We start from the raw sequence: 19,631 nt of genomic DNA, 5'->3' as shown, positions 1-19,631 counted from the left end.
ATTAACATTACCGTAGTACCAGACTTTGTCTATTCCAAAGTTTTCCATAGTAGGAATTTTCGTGATCCACTAATTGCTGATGTGTACCCTGTTCAATGATTTGTCCTTCCTTCAGTACTATAATCTTATCAGCGTGTGCTATACTACTCAGTCGGTGTGCGATGATAATTAACGTTTTCCCCATTCCTTTTAGCAGATTGAAGGCCTTTTGAATGACGAGCTCCGATTCAGAATCAAGCGCTGATGTAGCTTCATCTAAAATTAAGATCTCCGGATTCCGATAAAAAGCACGAGCGATCGCAATTCGCTGCTTCTGTCCACCGGACAGTAATGTGCCATTTTCGCCTAGATAAGTTTGAAAACCGTCAGGGAGTTGATCTATAAATTTTAGTATATCGAGTTGCTTCGCTATCGTGATTATTCTTTGCATATCTGGAAACTCCTCACCAAGTGCAATATTATCAATTACATTCCCAGAAAATAATTCAATTTGTTGAGGCACTACCGAAATAAGATGACGTAAAGAATAATTAGATACATAGCTAATGTCGTATTCGCCAATCAGTATCTTACCACTTTTCAAAGGGTATAGGTTTTGTATCAAGCCGACCAATGTTGTTTTTCCAGAACCACTCTCACCTACAACCGCCGTTGTTTTACCAATCTCAAATACACAACTAAAGTTGACAAAGATATTTGACCGAGAACCATAACTAAATGAGACCTGATCAAAGTGAATATTACCAATAAATTCCGTTTTGAGATCAATTTTATCTGTTAATTCCTCACGTTCTAAGTCCATAATCTCAAATAAACGATCTGAAGCAATCAGTGCATTCTGCACACTTTTGTTCATGCCAATCAACTGAGAAACTGGCCCTGTAAAATAACCGATTAGTGCGTAGAAAGATAGAAGTTCACCTGGCGTTATTAAACGATCAATAACATATTTTGACCCCACCCACAAAAGAACAATGGTAAACATGCGCGACAAAAACTCCGACGCATTACTAGACAGAAGGCCATTCATAACCGATCGATAAACAGTTTTTAACAAAACACTAAATCTCTGATCCGTTTTATTATTTGCAAAGGATTCCACACCAAAGAGTTTGATCGTTTTCGCTGCTGTTAGCGACTCGACCAAGTGCGATTCCAAGTCAGCACCTTCTTCCATCAACCTTCGTTCTACCTTTTTATTTAAACGATTGCTTATTAAATATACACCGAGATAAAACGGGATAATCATAGCAACAACTAGAGCAAGTTTCCAATAATAGGTGAACATTAATGTAAAGGAGAAGATAACAATTAGGACATTAACCACAATCTGTATGGATACGTCATTTATAAAGGTCCTTATTTTTACCGCATCATTAACCCTTGATATAATCTCTCCCACTTTCATGGTGTCGAAAAACCGCTGCGGAAGACTAAACAAGTGTTTGTAATAACCTAAGATTAGATGCTTATCAATTCTCTGTCCTGTTTGCAATACTAAAACGCTCTTCATGGCTCCAAGGAAAATCTGAAAAATCAGTATAACGATCATCCCTACTGAAAGTAGATTTAACAGACGAATATTACCATCTATCAGCACATAGTCTGTTATTTTTTCGATATAAATAGCTGAAGACAAACCGAGCAACGTGTATACCATAGCTCCTATTAGCGCTTGAAAAGCCACAGAACGATGTGGTTGTATCAGTTCCCAAAAGCGCAACATGTTGTTGGTCCGTTCATTTCGCTTTTCGAAATATTCATTAGGTTCTAACAAAACCAACACACCAGTCCAAATTTTTTTAAAAGCTTCAAAGTTGTATTTTTCCAGCTTGCCAATTCCTGGGTCCATCACAGTAATATGTTGCTTATCTACTTTATAAATAACTACATAATGTTGCAGCTGTTTCTTAACAATAATATGTGCAATTGCTGGCAAAGGAATTTGGGGCAAGGCTTCTTCATTACCCCGAACACCTTTCGAATTAAAGCCCATTTTTGATAAACCTTGTATAAGCCCAAGTAAATTAGTTCCCCGAGTATCAGTGTGACAATATTGTCTTATTTTCGCAATAGGCAGATGCAAACCGTGGTACCCCCCAATGGAAGCTAAACAGGCTGCTCCACAATCTTTAATGTCATGCTGTTTTACACGTATTTTTGATTCACTCATTTTATCAAGCCTTATTAACTTAGCATATCTTTTTATAAAAAACTAGGGTTAAACCAGTCATCAGCCTTATCAAAGAGCAATTGCCAAAGCGTGCGATCTGTTAAATGAAATCTGGCTGTGTAGGTATTTCCCTTTGTAATTTTACCCTGATAACCATTTTTCAAGGCTAAAAAATCGTCGTCAATACTACAACGAACTATAAAAAATGATTCACCGGTCTGTTCATTGACTCGAATTTGCTGGTCAACATCAATCACTCTGCCCGATGCTAAACCCCATTGATTATAGTTATAGGTATCCATCTGAAAGCGAACAACCTGATTGTTACGTATAAATCCAATAGCATTGGGCGGAACCATGCATTCTGCTAACAGATCCTCTTCTGGTGATATTATAGCAACTTGTTGACCTTGCACAATGAAGTTACCCGGTTTGACGCCTGAAAAGTCTATTATTCTACCGTCTATAGGTGCCGTAATGATATTGTTAGACGACTCAATATTAAGCTGATACACATCATTCGATATCGTTCGTATTTGCCGTTCCACATCTCGCATTTGTGCTTGCCAAGTAGCGATTTGTTGCTCTCTGGCGACTTTTTTCTGAACGGCCAATTGCTCATGATGATGAAAGCTTTTGTCGTACTCTGCCAGTGGCAAAATGCCCATCTCATACAATTGACTGTTACGTTTTAATTCTTTGTCAGCTAACACTAGCTGCACTTGTATTTCACTTAACTTTTCATTCCATGCAGATAGTTCCATCTGATACTGTCCTGTCTTCAAGTCTCCATTCAAACCACTCGTCAATATCTTTAAATCATATAACTGGTCAGTAAAGTCTTGTTGTTGTCGTTGCTGATATTGACGCTTACTATGGAGCGCATCCGCCGTGATAACTAACAATGTATCTCCTTTTCGTACAAGCTGATTATTCCTATCAATATTTGAATCAGTGACTCGCCCGTTAACCAAAGAGATAAGCGAAGTACTCTCTTGCTGTGGTCTTACCACTCCTCTAGCCGATACCGAGATGGGGATACGAATAATTGGCAATGCCAATAGAATTATTATTAGCAATGCAAGTATTGTGAAGTAAATTACACTTGTTGTCCGCGGAAATTTCATACTTATGTTAAATCAATAAATATAAATAAAATATCTTTTAAATTAAAAATATTTACAAAACAACTTTCCGAAGCAAAGACCAGTAAAAAAGAGCCGGATATTTGTCACAAATACAAACCATCAATCCACCACCCAAAAACAAACTTTTTACGGCTTTAAGAGTTAATAAAGCAAGTTAGCATCGGATGCTGCTTACTAAAAATATATACGGATGGAATACATACACCTGATCGAAAAAACAAACAGCCCATTCTGGGCTTTTGCCATACACGATGGGCATCAGATAGATGATGCGCTGCTACCCTATCTAGTAGCAGACGATGATACGCGATTGCGCGAAGAAGATCCGCAGACAGGCACATTAGCAGAATTACCTTTCAATCGATTTATATCTGCTACATCGCGGTTTCAGCTAGATCTTAATCGCATCCGTAAAGATGCCGTTTACCTGCGGCCTGAGCAAGCTTGGGGCATCTCCGTGTGGGATGAGGATTTGCCGACCGACTTGGTCAATACCTTGTACGAGACACATGACAAAATGTATAAGCAGATTGATGCCTTAATTCAAGATACCATTCAGCAATATGGCTATTTTGTGATCTACGATATTCACAGTTACAATGCCAAAAGAAACGATCAGTTTGAAGAAATCGACACAGAGAAAAACCCTGAAATAAATCTGGGCACTGCGCATAACAATCCCAAATGGCACGAACTGATTAAATCCTTTATCACCTCGGTACGCAAGCAAGAAGTAGGCTTACCAGCGGTCGATATTCGAGAGAATGTCAAATTCAACGGCGGCTACCTTGCCAAATACATTACCGATCACTACGGTGCATATGGCTGCGTACTTTCCATAGAATTTCGTAAAGATTTTATGGATGAATGGACAGGCCAATTGTACCCAGAGAAGCTTCAAAGCTACAAACAGCTGTTGTTACACACAACAGATATGTTAAACGAATACTTTGCTAATGAAGAACGAAAATAGTATTCTCGAAGGCATATTGCAGAATATTCACATGAAAACGCCTTTTCATGTGCAATTGCCAACGAAAAATAAATTGGTTTTCAATAAGATTGTCCCCTACATATTTGTTTACCGCATCGGCGAGAAGGAAGATCCGATGTTGGCCGAATTGGTGAAGACGGAATATGCTTATTTGGCGATTCGCGATGCTGATTTCCCGGTACAAAAATGGTTAGAGCCTATTGCTCAGAAATTAGTAGAAGAATTTGGCGGATGCCTCATTGTCGAAGCTTGGGTGGCTTCCGCCCCACAGCGCAACGACATCGATCTGCTGATTACCCGAAAAAACATTCAATCAGTCGCACAGTACCTGCTAAAACATATCCATGCAGAGCGTACCGCTTTATCAGCCGAAGTAATCACTAGTACTAAACCTACAGGACCAGAAGACGCCACACCACTGATTGATCTTAAGGAAAAGAAAAATAGTCAAGTGCAATACATCGGATTACGGGTCAAGAACACCTATCTACATGGTAAGCACGAAATATTACCGATCCTTATGCGACAGTTTCGGGAAACACTTTCAAAAAGTTTGTCTAGCACCTTTTTTGAGTTTATCCGAATTCACACCACTGCAAAGCCAACCGAGTTTAAGATCACACATCAAAACGAGATCGCTCCGCTGGTCTGGGAGATCGACCAGCAATTGGCGAAAGAAAGTCAGCGCTTTGATTTCCTCTTACTGATCACACCCGTCAACGCACACGAAGCTTGGTTACAGTTCAAGAAGGATAATTTCCGCAAAGCACCTGTTTTTCAATATCGGCCCATGCCGATTGATCCAGACATCATCAAACGTAATTTGTACAATCTGCGTATCGAAGATTTATACGATCCTACGATTGCTTATCTGTTTCGCGACAAACGTAGGGAACTCGATGCTATGATGACGATGCTAAGCGAACGCGGCAAAGAAGGTTTCATGTTGGGTAGTTTGCAGATTTTTGGCAATGTCGCTGAAAGCTTACTCGACAAAGCTAAAGCCATCCTGACTATTACCGAAGAAGACACCATTGTGCAGACCAATTCGAAAGATATCATCTATGCAAAGGAATTTGCCGCGATGGCCGAGCAAGAGATTCAATACCTCAAGGCACAACATCCAGAATTTAATACGACGGTGCGCTTGCGCGATGATATTTCGGGCGTGATGGTCAACCAAGGCATGCTCAACATTAGTAAGCAATACAGCTTGCCGCGCAATCGGGCGCAGGCGCTCATACAACATGAAGTAGGCACCCATATCGTGACGTATTTTAACGGGAAGCAACAGCCTTTCAATCTCTTCAAATTAGGCGTACCGGGCTACGAAAAACTACAAGAAGGATTGGCGGTATTATCGGAATATATGGTGGGCGAGCTGACAAATGAACGTCTTCGCATCTTAGCCGGTCGTGTCGTGGCAGTATACCACATGATTGCTGGCAACAAATTCGTAGACACCTTTTCTATGCTGGTAGAAAGATACAATTTCAGCCACGAAACAGCCTTTCAGATGACCATGCGTGTGTACCGCAGTGGCGGATTGACCAAAGATGCCTTATACCTACAGGGATTGATCGAACTGGTTAAGTATATCAAGGAAGGAAATGATATCACCTTGTTGATGATGGGTAAGATACGCAAAGAGTATATCCCCATTATACAAGAACTAATGCTGAAGGGCATTATAAAACCGCCATCCTTGCATCCACGCTATCTGGAAGAACCCTACATACAAGAGCTGGAAGCGCTCCGAAAGAGTTCAGGAATATTTAAAATGATTCAATAAACAAGACAATTTACCCCATTTCGTATCGTGTCACATCGCTTCGACCGAAATGCCATGTATCAAATATTATAATTTCCATATGAAAATAGCATTTGTAATCAATCAGACCCATAAAGAAGAGGCTTATTACACCACGACCTCCTTGGCATTGAAAGCGCTAGAGCGCGGACATGAAGTATTCTACATCGGCTTGGCCGATTTCTACTACGACCCCGAAGTAGTTGTTGGCGCACATGCACGGCAAGTATCGCCACACGAAAGTATACAGACCGAGTCAGACTTTATACACGTGGTTCGGGAAACCGAAAAGAGCCTTGTCAATCTCAAGCAGATCGATGTACTTTGGCTACGTTTTGATGCGGCCGACGAAATGATTTCGCGCCCGTGGGCCGCCGCAGCTGGTTTGCAGTTTGCCGAATTGGCACAGCAGCAAGGAGTTTTCGTAATCAACAATCCAGAGGCGCTCACGCGTGCTAGCAACAAATTGTATCTGGAAAACTTCGACGAAAGCATCCGCCCAAAAACCATCGTAACGCGCAACTATGCCGATGTACAAAATTTCTTTGACAAGAATGAAGAGAAAATCATCCTGAAACCACTGAAAGGCTCGGGAGGTAAAAACGTATTTCTCATCAACAAAGAAAGCGCTCAAAATCTGAAGCAAACGGTAGAAGCCATCGCTCGGGATGGTTATATTATTGCACAGGAATATCTACCAGAAGCCAGCAAAGGCGATCTTCGCTTTTTCCTATTGGATGGTAAGCCGATCGAAATCAATGGCCAATACGCTGCGGTTCGTAGAGTGCAACCAGAGAATGAAATCCGAAGCAATGTGCATCAGGGAGCGACCATGCATGCGGCCGAAATCGATGAAAATACACTCAAGGTCGTTAAACTTGTCGCCGATCAATTAGTCAAAGACGGCATGTACTTGGTAGGCTTAGACATTGTAGGCAGCAAGATTATGGAAATTAATGTATTCAGCCCAGGTGCTTTGCAGCAAGCGTCTGAACTGACAGGTCAAGATTTTATCTCCGTAATCATCAAAGACATCGAGCACAAAATTCACGATCGCAAAAAATAAACATGACTAAAATTGGACTGGTATTTCTGTTGGCTTGTGGCCTACTGATGAACACCTTGAATGCGCTTGCGCAAAACTTGATCATCAATGAAGAAACACCACGACATGAGATAATCGCTGGTACCAAGGTGAGTCTTGCCGCTTCGGCAGGGTACGAACCGGCTACCAGTTTTACCGGTCTTCAAAATTTGGAAACGCAAAGTACCATTATGGTACTCGAAGTTACTACACCATACCAACAATATATTGCGCAGGCTATTCCGATGGTGATCAGCAATGACAAATCTACCATGGTAGAACAGGCGCAATATATGATTAATGATCTGCCTGCCCGATTATATGTAGGCACGCAAAAGGGAGATACCGACACCGCGCTTTTTCAACGCATTTTTCTGGTGTTGGGCAATGATAAAGAAACCATTGCCTTCAATTGTCATTATCCCTATCAAGAAGGTGCTGCTTTAGATAGTGCCATTATGCAGACCATTTTATCGGTTCGCTATCATCCTGATGTAGTAGTAGATCCTTTAAAGAATATGGGCTTCACGATCAATACAGCAGGTACTTCCTTTCGTTTCAGTCGGAAAACCGGCACAGCCTTGCAGTACATGCAAGATGGAAAGAATAACTGGACACCGGCTGCATTTTTCATAGACCGCAAATTCCTCACTACCGAAGTGACTGATAAAACAACCTTTATCCTCCAACAAGTACAAGCTATTTTTGAGGTAGATTCCGTTTTATTCTCTCGCTCTTTGCAGTCAGGAGACTCACCTGCCGAAGAAGTGATGGCCAATCTGCGCAGCAAGCGCAGTGGAGAGATTACTCAGGCCTATTTCATTACCCGATTTGATACCAATAGAGCCTATTCTATGATCGGCTATAACATCAGTGCTCGAGCCATGGAAGAGATGAAAACTATTTTTCGTAGCTTGGAAGTACAGTAATGTTACTGCATCAAAAATTCTTTCCCTAATTTTGGCATATGTATAAGATTTTTCTATTTCTGGGCTTTCTGCTATGTGTGCAGTTTTCGTCTGCGCAGTCTGCAGACGAAAAGGTAAACCGTGCGTTATATAATCAGATTGAGTATTTGTTTAATACGCAGCAAGCTGATTCCATCTATCAGCTAGCCAACACGACTTTCAAAGCGCAGATCTCTGAAGAGCAGTTGAGCACGATGTTGCAACAGCTGTACGCGCTAGGTAATATCAAGAATGCAGAACGGCTAAAATTTGAGCGTGGTATTGCCAGTTACCGACTGGACTTCGATACCGAGCATCTTTTGTTGGTATTGGGAGTGGATAGCACCAATCGCTACCATATGATTTCGTTCCAGCAGTACCAAGAAGATCCCAAAGTGGCGGCTGCCAAAGAAGCTGCGCTGGCCGATACGTCCGCGCCTATGGTTGCCAAAGACCCATTTGAGTTTAGATTAGAAAATATTGCGAAAAGTTATACGCAGAAAGCGAATGCGCGTTCATTGGCTATTGGTATTATTCATCGCGGCAAGGTGCAGAAGTTCTTTTTTGGAGAAACGGAAAAAGGGAACAAAACCTTACCAACTGAGGAAAGTATCTACGAAATCGCATCGGTAACTAAGACATTCACTGCGACGCTTTTGGCTGATCTAGTCGAGCGTCAGGTAATTAGCTTAGACGATAGCATCGTAAAATTCCTACCAGATTCAGTGGCCAAAAATCCAGCTTTGCAGAAAATCACTTTCCGCAGCTTGGCCAACCATACCTCGGGACTACCTCGTTTGCCAGACAACTGGAATACAGCGGGATCATTTGTAGAAGCAGATCCCTATGCGCACTACAATCGTAAATCACTTTTCTCGTATTTGCGCCACGCAAAGCTGGATCATGAGCCCGAAACACAATATGCTTACAGCAATGTAGGTTATGGTTTGTTAGGCGAATTGATAGCCATTATCTCAAAGAAACCGTTTGACACGTACCTGAAAGAAACGCTTACTACGCCATTGTTCATGCGTGCCACCGAACTAAAAGCTGATCCTAAAAACCCTAACTTGCTTAAGGTATATCAAGATGGTGCAGCAGTGCCGATGTGGAATTGGCAAGCTATGGCAGGCACTGGAGCGATTAAATCTACTATAAATGATATGCTGCGTTATGCCATTACGCAGGTAGCCGCACCTGAAAATGCGATCCAACGCGCGATGGCTGCTACTAAACTATTTACCTTTTATATACCCGAAGACAATATGGATATTGGGCTAGGCTGGCATACAAATTTGTTAGAGGATCAAAACCTATTCTGGCATAATGGTGGTACCGCTGGAAGCAGCTCTTTTATGGCCATCATCCCCGACGAGCGCTCCGCTGTGGTTGTTTTATCCAACAGCAATGTATCGGTAGATGAGACCGCTATGGCGATTGTTCGAGAAGTCATTAGAAAGAAATAAGATTCTGTACAACACCTTAGCACATGGTATCACTTGCTGAGGTGTTGTTGCATATCTTTGGTCGTATTCACGCCGTCGTAGAATTGAATTAGAGATCTATCCTTAGCAGAATAGATATACGTGGAAGGAAAGTTCTGTGGATCGAAAAGTGTAATAAATTCACCGGTGGGATCGTGCAAAAAGGTCACATTCGATTTCTGATCCAAACCTTTGGCATATTGCGCGGTATAACGATCTACCCCCTCCTTCTCTCCCATCGAGATAAAGTAGAAGGAAATATTAGGGCTCCAGATTTCCCAATTCTTAGCAATATCATAGCCCAACTCTTGACAATGCCCACAGCCAGGATCGTAAAAAATCAATACATTCACCCCTTCCGTGGATAAAGAATCTACTGTAAATTGATTTCCATTATCATAACGAGCAAACTGCTGAAATGCGGGCATCTGCTGAATGCTCTGTGCAACTCCGGTACTACTCCACAGAAAAAAGATCAGCATCGGCAGAAATAAGTATTTGTAAAACATACGCGCTTTTAGTTGGTGTGTATGCATTAAAATTACGAGTAATTCGGGAGTTTTACATTCTTTTAGCGAATTATGCCCCGAAGATCCTGCTTCCAATTTCTCTTCAAAAAATGGCAAAAGAGCAGCGACAAATACATCTGCTCTTAGTAACGACATTTGTTACCGTTTGTTGAAAGATAGTTATCACTGCATAATCTAAGCCACACTCCAATAACCAAAAGTAACGTAGATACGTCACTACAAAAAAATAAATATAAAGATGATAATAAATATATTTCAAAACAAAAAAAATAACTTAACATCGTTATTTATTAAATTATTGATAAAAAAAGTATAAATAATATAACTATGAAGCACATTTCGATTTTCTTTTACTATTTTATTTTACTGGCAATAACAACTAGCCTCGTGATAACAGCTTGTAACAAATCATCCGATTCAAGAATATCACAAGGACAGGGATTAATTAACGTTAGTGTAAGCGATGCTATTTTCGAATCCGAACAATCAATTGGCAATAGAGCAGTAACAACTTATGAACCTACCATACAACGCAACACCATTGAACTCAACAAAGACTTCTTGATGGTAGCCGAGTTGAGACCCGAAGACACCACATCCCCTTCATCGCTAAAGGATGGCTCTAGAGCTGAGTCAGACACCGCGGCGCTTGGTAATAACATACAGTATCGCGTCTTGGTTTACGATCAAGCAGGCGCATTTGTGACCGAACGCGATTACGTCCGCGGTCAAGAGGCTAGCACCGAAACGTTGTTTCTAGAAAACGGCACGACCTATTCCTTTGTCGCCATTTCTCTGGGTCTAACTAGCGCCATACCTGCCACCACTCCTGCAGCAGCTACTCGAACTTTAACCAATTCTCAAATTGTCGTAACGGGGGGAATATCTGCACTGATGTATTATCAGCAAACTATGACGGTGAGTGATAATGCGATCAATCGATTGGATATCATTTTTAAACATAGAAAACCACTTATCGCCGTTACTATCAACTCTCAACAAACTGGCTATAATGTCACCGCAGCCTCTGGACTTTTTGCACCGCATAACAATGGTATGACGGTGAATCTTACTGACGGATCACATACTCAAAGTGGAACTGCGCAACCAGCTGCTGTTGAATTTAATACTGTCGGCAGTCAGATTATAACCAATACATCTAACAACTACATTAATTCGGTTAGCAATAGCGCAACCTCCTTCACCCTCAACTCCATTACCATTGGTCCACTTACCTTAAGCAACTTAACACCGTTTACTACTCTAACCGTAGCACCAGGAGTTCGGTACAATCTAATCTTAAACATTGTACCTCGAGATGAATATCTAACACATGAGGGTGTTCCATCAGCACGTATTAATGGGAGAATATGGGCTTTGCACAATATGGGTGTCACCAACACGCTTGATCACAACCCAACGACCATCACATCAGCTCTACATGGTAATTATTACCAGTTTGGCAGAAACATCAATGTTGCCGTAGGCACAAGCACTACGACAAATTCTAATTATAACGGCAATAATGCTAGTATTACTAATTGGAATCGAGGAACCGAGGCCGCACCAGTTAAGGGAGTAAACGATGTGTGCCCCGCAGGCTTTCGTATACCTACAAGAGCCAATTTGCAAGAACTATTAGACGGAGTTGTTGTAACTAGGAGAGGAAACTGGAGTGAGTCAAACACGAATTACAGCGCCGCTGCAGTACTCACAAGCCGGCGCAACGCTAATGTAGTACTTACATTGCCTGCTCAAGGTTATTTTTTAACGAATAATGTATCAAACAGAGGAAATGAGGCAGCCCTTTACGCTAGTAATGCTCTATCGACGTCAGCTCCTTATCGACTGCTAATTACCTCCACAAATGCTTCCGTAGGCACGCCAGACGCTTCTAATACAGCTTTTTTGCAATCTAGACCTCTTAGATGCACTGCCATCCCGCTGACCGAAAATATTCCGCGATCTTAGATGCGATTCTTCACTAAAGTTAATTTCAGTTGCATCGGATTAATATCATTACTGAAGATTGTATCTGCCAATTACTTATTTATAGCGCCTCTCTTATTCCGCAGTTTCTCGATTATCCCCCGGTTTTTCCGGCTTATTAAGATCCTTTTCTTCTTCGGTCAATGGTGCTTGTGGTAATTCATTTACTTCTTTTTCCGTCTCGGTGAGCTCAACATGCACAGCAAATTCCGATGGTTCGATTGGCACATTGTGGAATGTAGCGTATTCACGCGTGTAAACCGCGCCAAAATACAGAATAGCTGCTGTATAGTACACCCAAAGCAGAATAAGCACAATCGCACTGGCTGCTCCATAGGTAGATTCGGTGTCCGAACTGTCAATATAAAAGCCAATTCCGAATCGACCTAATACAAATAGCAAAGCCGTAAAAAATGCACCGGAGGCAACGGTTTTCCAAGAAATCACCACATCAGGAAGTAACTTGAAGATGACCGCAAAAAGGATAAAGACGATACCAAAAGAGATAAAGAAATTAATACCATTCACGAGGAAGACCGTACTATCAGGCAAGAAACGTTGCAATCGCTCGGTAAATGCCAATACCGCACCATTGATCACCAAGGAAACGACCAATAGGAAACCTAAACCTATCACTAAAGAAGATGATAGCAATCGATCTTTCAGCATCTTCAACCAACCTTTTTTTACTTTAGGGCGCACATGCCAGATTTTATTGATGGTATTTTGTATATCACCAAACACAGTGGTAGCACCGATCAGCAAGGTGACAGCACTGATGACCAGCGTGATGCTTGATTTTCCCGATAGAGAAAGATTTTTGATCACTTCTTGCACCTGCAATGCAGCACTTGCCCCTACCAAACCACGCAATTCTTCAAAGACTTTACCTTCGATAGCATCTTGACCAAGGAATATTCCTGCTAAAGATATCATCAAGACTAAGATGGGGCCTAGCGAGAAAACGGTGTAATATGCTAAGGAGGCGCTATATTTCAGACAGTCTTCTTCACCAAAACCCATAGCTGAATTTTTTAGAATAGAAAAGTGTTCTTTAAATACATTGCGTTTAGGTTGAGTTTCTTCCGCCATAATAGTGTACATGTAGTGATAAAATGTTTTTAAAATAGATGTTATTGTTAATAACCTACTTTTTAGTATAAAGGTTCATAATACTTCCAAAATTTTATAAATTGACACAAAATCAGTGTTACAATCACAACTGATTTATGAAATATTGATGAAATTAATTATGTAATTTTTCGGTTCCAAAAAAGCGGAACTATCCTACCTGTTACATTTATTTTTCCCACTTTTTTATCCTGTAAAGCTTCTAGTGAATAAGAACAACTTTTGCGGTTTTATTAACATTTTAGCCCTTGACGAGCAACAAAATCGCCAAGAAAAACCAATCGGAAGCACTATTTCTTAAAAAAAAATTTTTAACAAAAAAACAACCATTCGCTTATGATAAAGCTGACGCTACTTTTGATCAGAAGAAGCAGTAGGAAACAGAGCAGTAATAGCTGCGGAATGGCCATATAACGCAACACTATTGAACTCAACAAATAATTCTTAATGTTAATCAAATTCAGACCCAAAGATCCTGCTGCAGATGTTACATAGAGCTTTAAAACATTAACATATTCCCATGCTAATAAGCCTTCCCCCAACTGAAAACCCATTAATCGGTAGCGATTATACTACATCTGGTAAAATACATCTTGGCAAACAAATCAGTAAGATTACCTTTGCGGTAAAATAAATAAGTTTTCCATTTGCGTAATTAACTCGTAATTTAATTAAAATGAATTATTTGTCTACAAAGTTGACGCATTATGCATTACTGCTACTAGCCAGCGTCTCTATACTAGTATCCTGCAATAAATCATCTGATGCCACAGGATCGCAAGGACAGGGATTAATTCAGGTTAGTGTAGGGGAGGCTACTTTTGAGGCAGAAGAAACCTTTGGCAACAGAGCCGCGACACCTACTGAACCGATCATACAACGCAACACCATTGAGCTCAACAAAGATTTCTTGATGGTAGCCGAATTAAGACCCGAAGATCCTGCTTCTGATTCCTCTTTAAAAGATGGTACAAGAGCAGCGACGGATACATCTGCTCTTGGTATCAACATTCGTTACCGTTTGTTGGTATACAATCAAGCAGGAGCATTTGTAGCCGAGCGTGATTATATCCGCGGGCAGGAGGCCAGCACCGAAGCACTAGAATTAGATGGCGGCACGTATACTTTCGTGGCCGTTTCATTAAATACTACGACAGATTTACCTGCCACCACTCCTGCAGTAGCGACCAGAACACTCGCAAACTCTAGAATAGCCACTACAACAGGGGTAAATGCACTGATGTATTATAAACAAACATTGACGGTGAGCGGTAATTCTATCAATCGATTGGATATCGTGTTCAAACATCGAAAACCTCTTATTGGCGTCACTATCAACTCTCAACAAACTGGCTATAACATCACAGCGGCGGAAGGACGTATCAACCCGCATAACGACGGAATGACAGTGAATCTTGCTGACGGATCACATACCCTAAGCGGCAACGAGACCGGTGTCAATATCGCTTTCAATAACGTCGGAAGCCAGATCATCACCAATACGAATACCTCTTTCGTTAATTCAATTAGTAATAGTGTAACTAGCTTCAGGCTACTAAGCCTTACCATTGGTCCACTTACCTTATCTGGTCTGGTGCCATTTACTAACCTGACCGTCTCACCTGGCGTGCGTTATAATCTCATTTTAAACATTGTACCTACGGATGAATATCTAACGCATGAGGGTGTCCCATCAGCACGTATTAATGGGAGAATATGGGCTTTACATAATTTGGGGGTCACAAATACACTTGATCACAATCCGACGACCATCACATCAGCTCTGCATGGCAACTATTATCAGTTTGGTAGAAACATTAATACTGCCATAGGTACTAGCACCACGACAAATTCTAATTATACTAGTGCATTTGCTAGTATTACTAACTGGAATCGAGGAACCGAGGCAGCACCATTGAAAGGTGTGAACGACCGATGCCCTACCGGGTTTCGTATACCTACAGGAACTAATATGCAAGAACTATTAGACGGAGTTGTTGTGACCAGGAGAGGAAATTGGAATGAATCAAATACGAATTACAGCGCCGCTGCAGTACTCACAAGCCGGCGCAACGCTAATGTAGTACTTACATTGCCTGCTCAAGGTTTTATGAACGTTAATACCAATAACAACGCATCATTAGGGTTAGCAGACAGAGGCAGTGAAGTAAATTACTGGACCAGCACGGCCACATCACAAAATAGACCAACTCGTCTCCGAATACAAGCTTCTGAAGTGACGTTAGGGGTCAACAATAACGCTGCTGCTTTTTTGCATTCTCGAAACATCAGATGTACTGCTCTGTAGTTGAGGGCAACTAATCCGTAATCATCGTGAATTTGAAGTAATGAACTAGCGGAAGGTGGATAGTAAAATTATGCATAGACGATTCTTAACAACGAACAACATACTGAAATGCGATCATCTACCGATTGATTGCCTTGTGCTTACTACGCGCAAGGCAATCAATGTCAATTCAGATTCGACAAGTATTCATTCTTTAAGACAAGTACGAGATCAGATAGTCTTACTCTTCTTATGCAGCTCGTATTCATTACCTTTTCAAACGTAGCGTATAATCTACAATTATACATTTCGAATTTATTGTATCAATAGGAAAAATAGACATTTGTTTAATTACTAATGTAATAGAAAAATATTTACTGTAAAGTTTCACAATATGAAAAACTATTTACCTATACTGATATGTGCGCTCTTACTATCTTGCAAGTCGGAAAACATTACTGATCAATCCACTGGTCTCGTTCAGGTTGCATTATCAGACGTTGTTTTCGAATCCGAACAATCAATTGGCAATAGAGCGGCAACACCTGATGAACCTACCACACAACGCAACACCATTGAACTCAACAAAGACTTCTTGATGGTAGCCGAGTTGAGACCCGAAGACACCACATCCCCTTCATCGCTAAAGGATGGCTCTAGAGCTGAGTCAGACACCGCGACGCTTGGTAATAACATACAGTATCGCGTCTTGGTTTACGATCAAGCAGGCGCATTTGTGACCGAACGCGATTACATCCGCGGTCAAGAGGCTAGCACACAAGCATTAGAATTAGATAACGCTACTACCTATACATTTGTCGCCGTTTCTCTGGGTCTAACTAGCGCCATACCTGCCACCACTCCTGCGGTAGCTACTCGAACTTTAATCAATTCAAGAATTGTCGTAACAGGGGGAACATCTGCACTGATGTATTATCAGCAAACTATGACGGTGAGCGATAATGCGATCAATCGATTGGATATCATTTTTAAACATAGAAAACCACTTATTGCCGTTACTATCAACTCTCAACAAACTGGCTATAACATCACCGCAGCCTCTGGAGATTTTGCACCACATAACAATGGTATGACGGTGAATCTTGCTGACGGATCACATACTCAAAGCGGAACTGCGCAACCAGTTGCTGTTGAATTTAATACTGTCGGCAGTCAGATTATAACTAATACATCTAACAACTACATTAATTCGGTTAGCAATAGCGCGACCTCCTTCATCCTCAACTCCATTACCATTGGTCCACTTACCTTAAGCAACTTAACACCGTTTACTACTCTAACCGTAGCACCAGGAGTTCGGTACAATCTAATCTTAAACATTGTACCTACGGATGAATATCTAACACATGAGGGTGTCCCATCAGCACGTATTAATGGGAGAATATGGGCTTTGCACAATATGGGTGTCACCAACACGCTTGATCACAACCCAACGACCATCACATCAGCTCTACATGGTAATTATTACCAATTTGGCAGAAACATTAATGTTGCCGTAGGCACAAGCACCAGGACAAACTCTAATTATAACGGCAATAATGCTAGTATTACTAATTGGAATCGAGGAACCGAGGCCGCACCAATTAAGGGAGTAAACGATGTGTGCCCTGATGGTTTTCGTATACCTACAAGAGCCAATTTGCAAGAACTATTAAACGGAGTTGTTGTAACTAGGAGAGGAAACTGGAGTGAGTCAAACACGAATTACAATGCCGCTGCAGTACTCACAAGCAGGCGAAATGCTAATGTATTACTCACGCTGCCCGCTCAAGGTTATTTTTTAACAAATGATGTATCGGATAGAGGACATGAGGCAGCCATTTACGCTAGTAATGCTCTATCGACGTCAGATCCTTATCGACTGCTAATTACCTTCACAAATGCTTCAGTGGGCTCGCCAGGCACTTCTAGTACAGCTTTTTTGCAATCTAGACCTCTTAGATGCACTGCTCAATAGTTGACAGTAATTATTTCGTAATCATGGAAGTGAATTTGAAGTAATGAATTACTGTATGGTGAATAGTAAGATCGTACATAGACTATTCTTAACAACGAACAACATACTGAAATGCGATCATCTACCGATTGCCTTGTGCTTACTACGCACAAGGCAATCAATGTCAATTCAGCTTCAACAAGTAATCATTCTTTAAGACAAGTACGAGATCAGATAGTCTTACTCTTCTTGTGACGCTCGTATTCATCACTTTTCAAACGTAGCGTATAATCTACAATTATACATATCGAATTTATTCCATTAATAGGAAAAATAGATATTGGTTTAATTACTACTGTAATAGGAAAAATATTTACTATAAAGTTTCACAATATGAAAAACTATTTACCTATACTGATATGTGCGCTCTTATTATCTTGCAAGTCGGAAAACATTACTGATCAATCCACTGGTCTCGTTCAGGTTGCATTAGCAGACGTTGTTTTCGAATCCGAACAATCAATTGGCAATAGAGCGGCAATACCTGATAAACCTACCAGACAACGCAATACCATTGAACTCAACAAAGACTTCTTGATGGTAGCCGAGTTGAGACCCGAAGAGACAGCTGCTACCTCCTCACTAAAAGATGGCTCTAGGGCTGAGTCAGACACCACTACTCTTGCTACTAATATGCGTTACCGCGTATTGGTCTACGATCAGGCAGGCGCATTTGTGACCGAACGTGATTACATCCGCGGACAAGAAGCTAGCACACAAGCATTAGAATTAGATAACGCTACTACCTATACATTTGTCGCCGTTTCTCTGGGTCTAACTAGCGCCATGCCTGCCACCACTCCTGCGGTAGCTACTCGAACGCTCACAAATTCTCAAATTGTTGTAACGGGAGGAACATCTGCACTGATGTATTACCAGCAAACTATGACAGTCAACAGCGGTGTAACCAATCGATTAGACATCGTATTTAAACACAAAAAACCACTTATTACCGTTACTATCAACTCCCAACAAACTGGATATAACATCACCTCTGCGGCAGGAAATTTTCGACCTCATAATAGCGGCATGACAGTGAATCTTGCTGACGGATCACATACTCCAAGCGGAACGAATCAAAATGTTACCGTTGCATTTAATACTGTCGGCAGTCGGAATATAACCAATACATCTACCAACTTTATTAATTCGGTTAGCAATAGCGCGACTATATTCACTATATCCTCTATAACGATTGGATCAATTACTGCAACTAATCTGGTGCCATTTACCGACCTGACTGTCTCACCGGGCATTCGATACAACCTCATCGTAAACATCGTGCCAAACGATCAATACATAACACACATGAACGTACCATCAGCACGTATCAATGGTGAGATTTGGGCCTTACACAATCTAGGTGTTACCAACACGCTTCCGCACAACCCAACAACCATCACATCGGCACTACACGGCAACTATTACCAGTTTGGCAGAAACATTCATACTGCCACTGGCACTGCTACCACTACAAATTCTAATTTTAACAGCAATGCTGCTAGTAGTACGAACTGGAATGCAGGAACAGAGTCATCACCAGTGAAAGGTGTAAACGATATATGCCCGGCAGGTTTTCGTATTCCTACAAGAACGGAGATGCAAGACCTATTAGACGATACTATCCTGACGAGGAAAGGATCCTTTAATGCGAGTAATACAAATTATGGCTCCGCTGCAGTATTCACAAGCAGGCGCAACGCCAATGTCGCACTCGCGCTGCCTGCCCAAGGTTTTATGAACGTTACTACCGAGGGCGCATCAACCGGGATAGATAATAGAGGTAGTAGGCTAAACTACTGGACCAGCACCGTCCCACAATCACGCGGCCCCGTTCGTCTATTGATAACCAATACTACCGTAGAATTAAGTGCTCCTGATGATGCTATCTTTTTAGCATCTAGAACCATCAGATGTATCGCTATGTAGTCGATCTATCCTTGGCAGCAATCTTAAAAGGTTAGCGAATCTTAATGAATATATTACATCGTAAAAGGGTGTCCGATCTGGGCACCTTTTAGTTGTATAACCTCTACA

Annotated in this window: 13 protein-coding genes; 9 read left to right on the top strand and 4 right to left on the bottom strand. The window is 41.3% G+C overall.

Features of this window, described 5'->3' with window-relative positions; translation table 11 throughout:
• Nucleotides 1–7 precede the first annotated feature (7 nt).
• Together DC487_RS14595 and DC487_RS14590 are read right to left on the bottom strand one after the other, a co-directional pair.
• Nucleotides 8–2,173, bottom strand: a complete 2,166-nt coding sequence (locus tag DC487_RS14595; protein WP_116776705.1) for a peptidase domain-containing ABC transporter — start codon at nt 2,171–2,173, stop codon at nt 8–10.
• A 32-nt stretch (nt 2,174–2,205) separates the two neighbouring features.
• The gene (locus DC487_RS14590) at nt 2,206–3,300 is read right to left on the bottom strand and encodes an HlyD family secretion protein (RefSeq protein WP_116776704.1); all 1,095 of its coding nucleotides are present in this window, start codon (nt 3,298–3,300) and stop codon (nt 2,206–2,208) included.
• A 211-nt stretch (nt 3,301–3,511) separates the two neighbouring features.
• Here DC487_RS14590 and DC487_RS14585 point away from each other — a divergent pair, with 211 nt between their 5' ends.
• The 5 genes from DC487_RS14585 to DC487_RS14565 all read left to right on the top strand — a co-directional run bounded on the left by DC487_RS14585 (nt 3,512) and on the right by DC487_RS14565 (nt 9,622).
• Nucleotides 3,512–4,294 carry an N-formylglutamate amidohydrolase gene (locus DC487_RS14585; RefSeq protein ID WP_116776703.1) on the top strand — a complete coding sequence of 261 codons (783 nt, stop codon included), beginning with the start codon at nt 3,512–3,514 and terminating at the stop codon, nt 4,292–4,294.
• Nucleotides 4,278–6,107, top strand: a complete 1,830-nt coding sequence (locus DC487_RS14580) for a flavohemoglobin expression-modulating QEGLA motif protein (protein ID WP_116776702.1) — start codon at nt 4,278–4,280, stop codon at nt 6,105–6,107. The genes DC487_RS14585 and DC487_RS14580 overlap by 17 nt, the downstream gene beginning before the upstream one ends.
• Before the next feature lie 79 nt (nt 6,108–6,186).
• Nucleotides 6,187–7,191 carry an ATP-grasp domain-containing protein gene (locus DC487_RS14575; protein WP_116776824.1) on the top strand — a complete coding sequence of 335 codons (1,005 nt, stop codon included), beginning with the start codon at nt 6,187–6,189 and terminating at the stop codon, nt 7,189–7,191.
• 2 nt (nt 7,192–7,193) lie between these two features.
• Entirely contained in the window at nt 7,194–8,138 is a 945-nt protein-coding gene (locus DC487_RS14570; RefSeq protein ID WP_116776701.1) for a hypothetical protein, read from the top strand.
• Between the two features lie 38 nt (nt 8,139–8,176).
• The gene (locus tag DC487_RS14565; RefSeq protein ID WP_116776700.1) at nt 8,177–9,622 is read left to right on the top strand and encodes a serine hydrolase; all 1,446 of its coding nucleotides are present in this window, start codon (nt 8,177–8,179) and stop codon (nt 9,620–9,622) included.
• 29 nt (nt 9,623–9,651) lie between these two features.
• Here DC487_RS14565 and DC487_RS14560 read toward each other — a convergent pair whose 3' ends face one another.
• Complete coding sequence (locus DC487_RS14560) at nt 9,652–10,305, bottom strand: peroxiredoxin family protein (protein WP_116776699.1); 654 nt, start codon at nt 10,303–10,305, stop codon at nt 9,652–9,654.
• A 252-nt stretch (nt 10,306–10,557) separates the two neighbouring features.
• Between DC487_RS14560 and DC487_RS14555 the strand changes: the two genes are divergently transcribed.
• Complete coding sequence (locus tag DC487_RS14555; protein WP_133228630.1) at nt 10,558–12,141, top strand: hypothetical protein; 1,584 nt, start codon at nt 10,558–10,560, stop codon at nt 12,139–12,141.
• 93 nt (nt 12,142–12,234) lie between these two features.
• Here the strand turns inward: DC487_RS14555 and DC487_RS14550 are convergent, their stop codons facing one another.
• Entirely contained in the window at nt 12,235–13,263 is a 1,029-nt protein-coding gene (locus tag DC487_RS14550) for a YihY/virulence factor BrkB family protein (RefSeq protein ID WP_239016397.1), read from the bottom strand.
• Nucleotides 13,264–13,966: 703 nt separating this feature from the next.
• Between DC487_RS14550 and DC487_RS14545 the strand changes: the two genes are divergently transcribed.
• The 3 genes from DC487_RS14545 (at nt 13,967) to DC487_RS14535 (ending at nt 19,523) form a co-directional block, all read left to right on the top strand.
• The gene (locus DC487_RS14545) at nt 13,967–15,598 is read left to right on the top strand and encodes a hypothetical protein (protein ID WP_116776696.1); all 1,632 of its coding nucleotides are present in this window, start codon (nt 13,967–13,969) and stop codon (nt 15,596–15,598) included.
• 373 nt (nt 15,599–15,971) lie between these two features.
• Nucleotides 15,972–17,555 (top strand): hypothetical protein, encoded by a 1,584-nt coding sequence (locus DC487_RS14540; RefSeq protein ID WP_116776695.1) that lies wholly within the window; start codon nt 15,972–15,974, stop codon nt 17,553–17,555.
• A 372-nt stretch (nt 17,556–17,927) separates the two neighbouring features.
• A complete protein-coding gene (locus DC487_RS14535; protein WP_116776694.1) occupies nt 17,928–19,523 on the top strand; it encodes a fibrobacter succinogenes major paralogous domain-containing protein in 1,596 nt (531 codons plus the stop codon).
• Nucleotides 19,524–19,631: the final 108 nt, after the last annotated feature.

It is taken from the genome of Sphingobacterium corticibacter (assembly GCF_003076635.1).
In the GTDB taxonomy this organism is placed as follows: domain Bacteria; phylum Bacteroidota; class Bacteroidia; order Sphingobacteriales; family Sphingobacteriaceae; genus Sphingobacterium; species Sphingobacterium corticibacter.
Note: the sequence above shows the minus strand (reverse complement) of the source record. Positions and strands in the feature narration are given on the sequence as shown.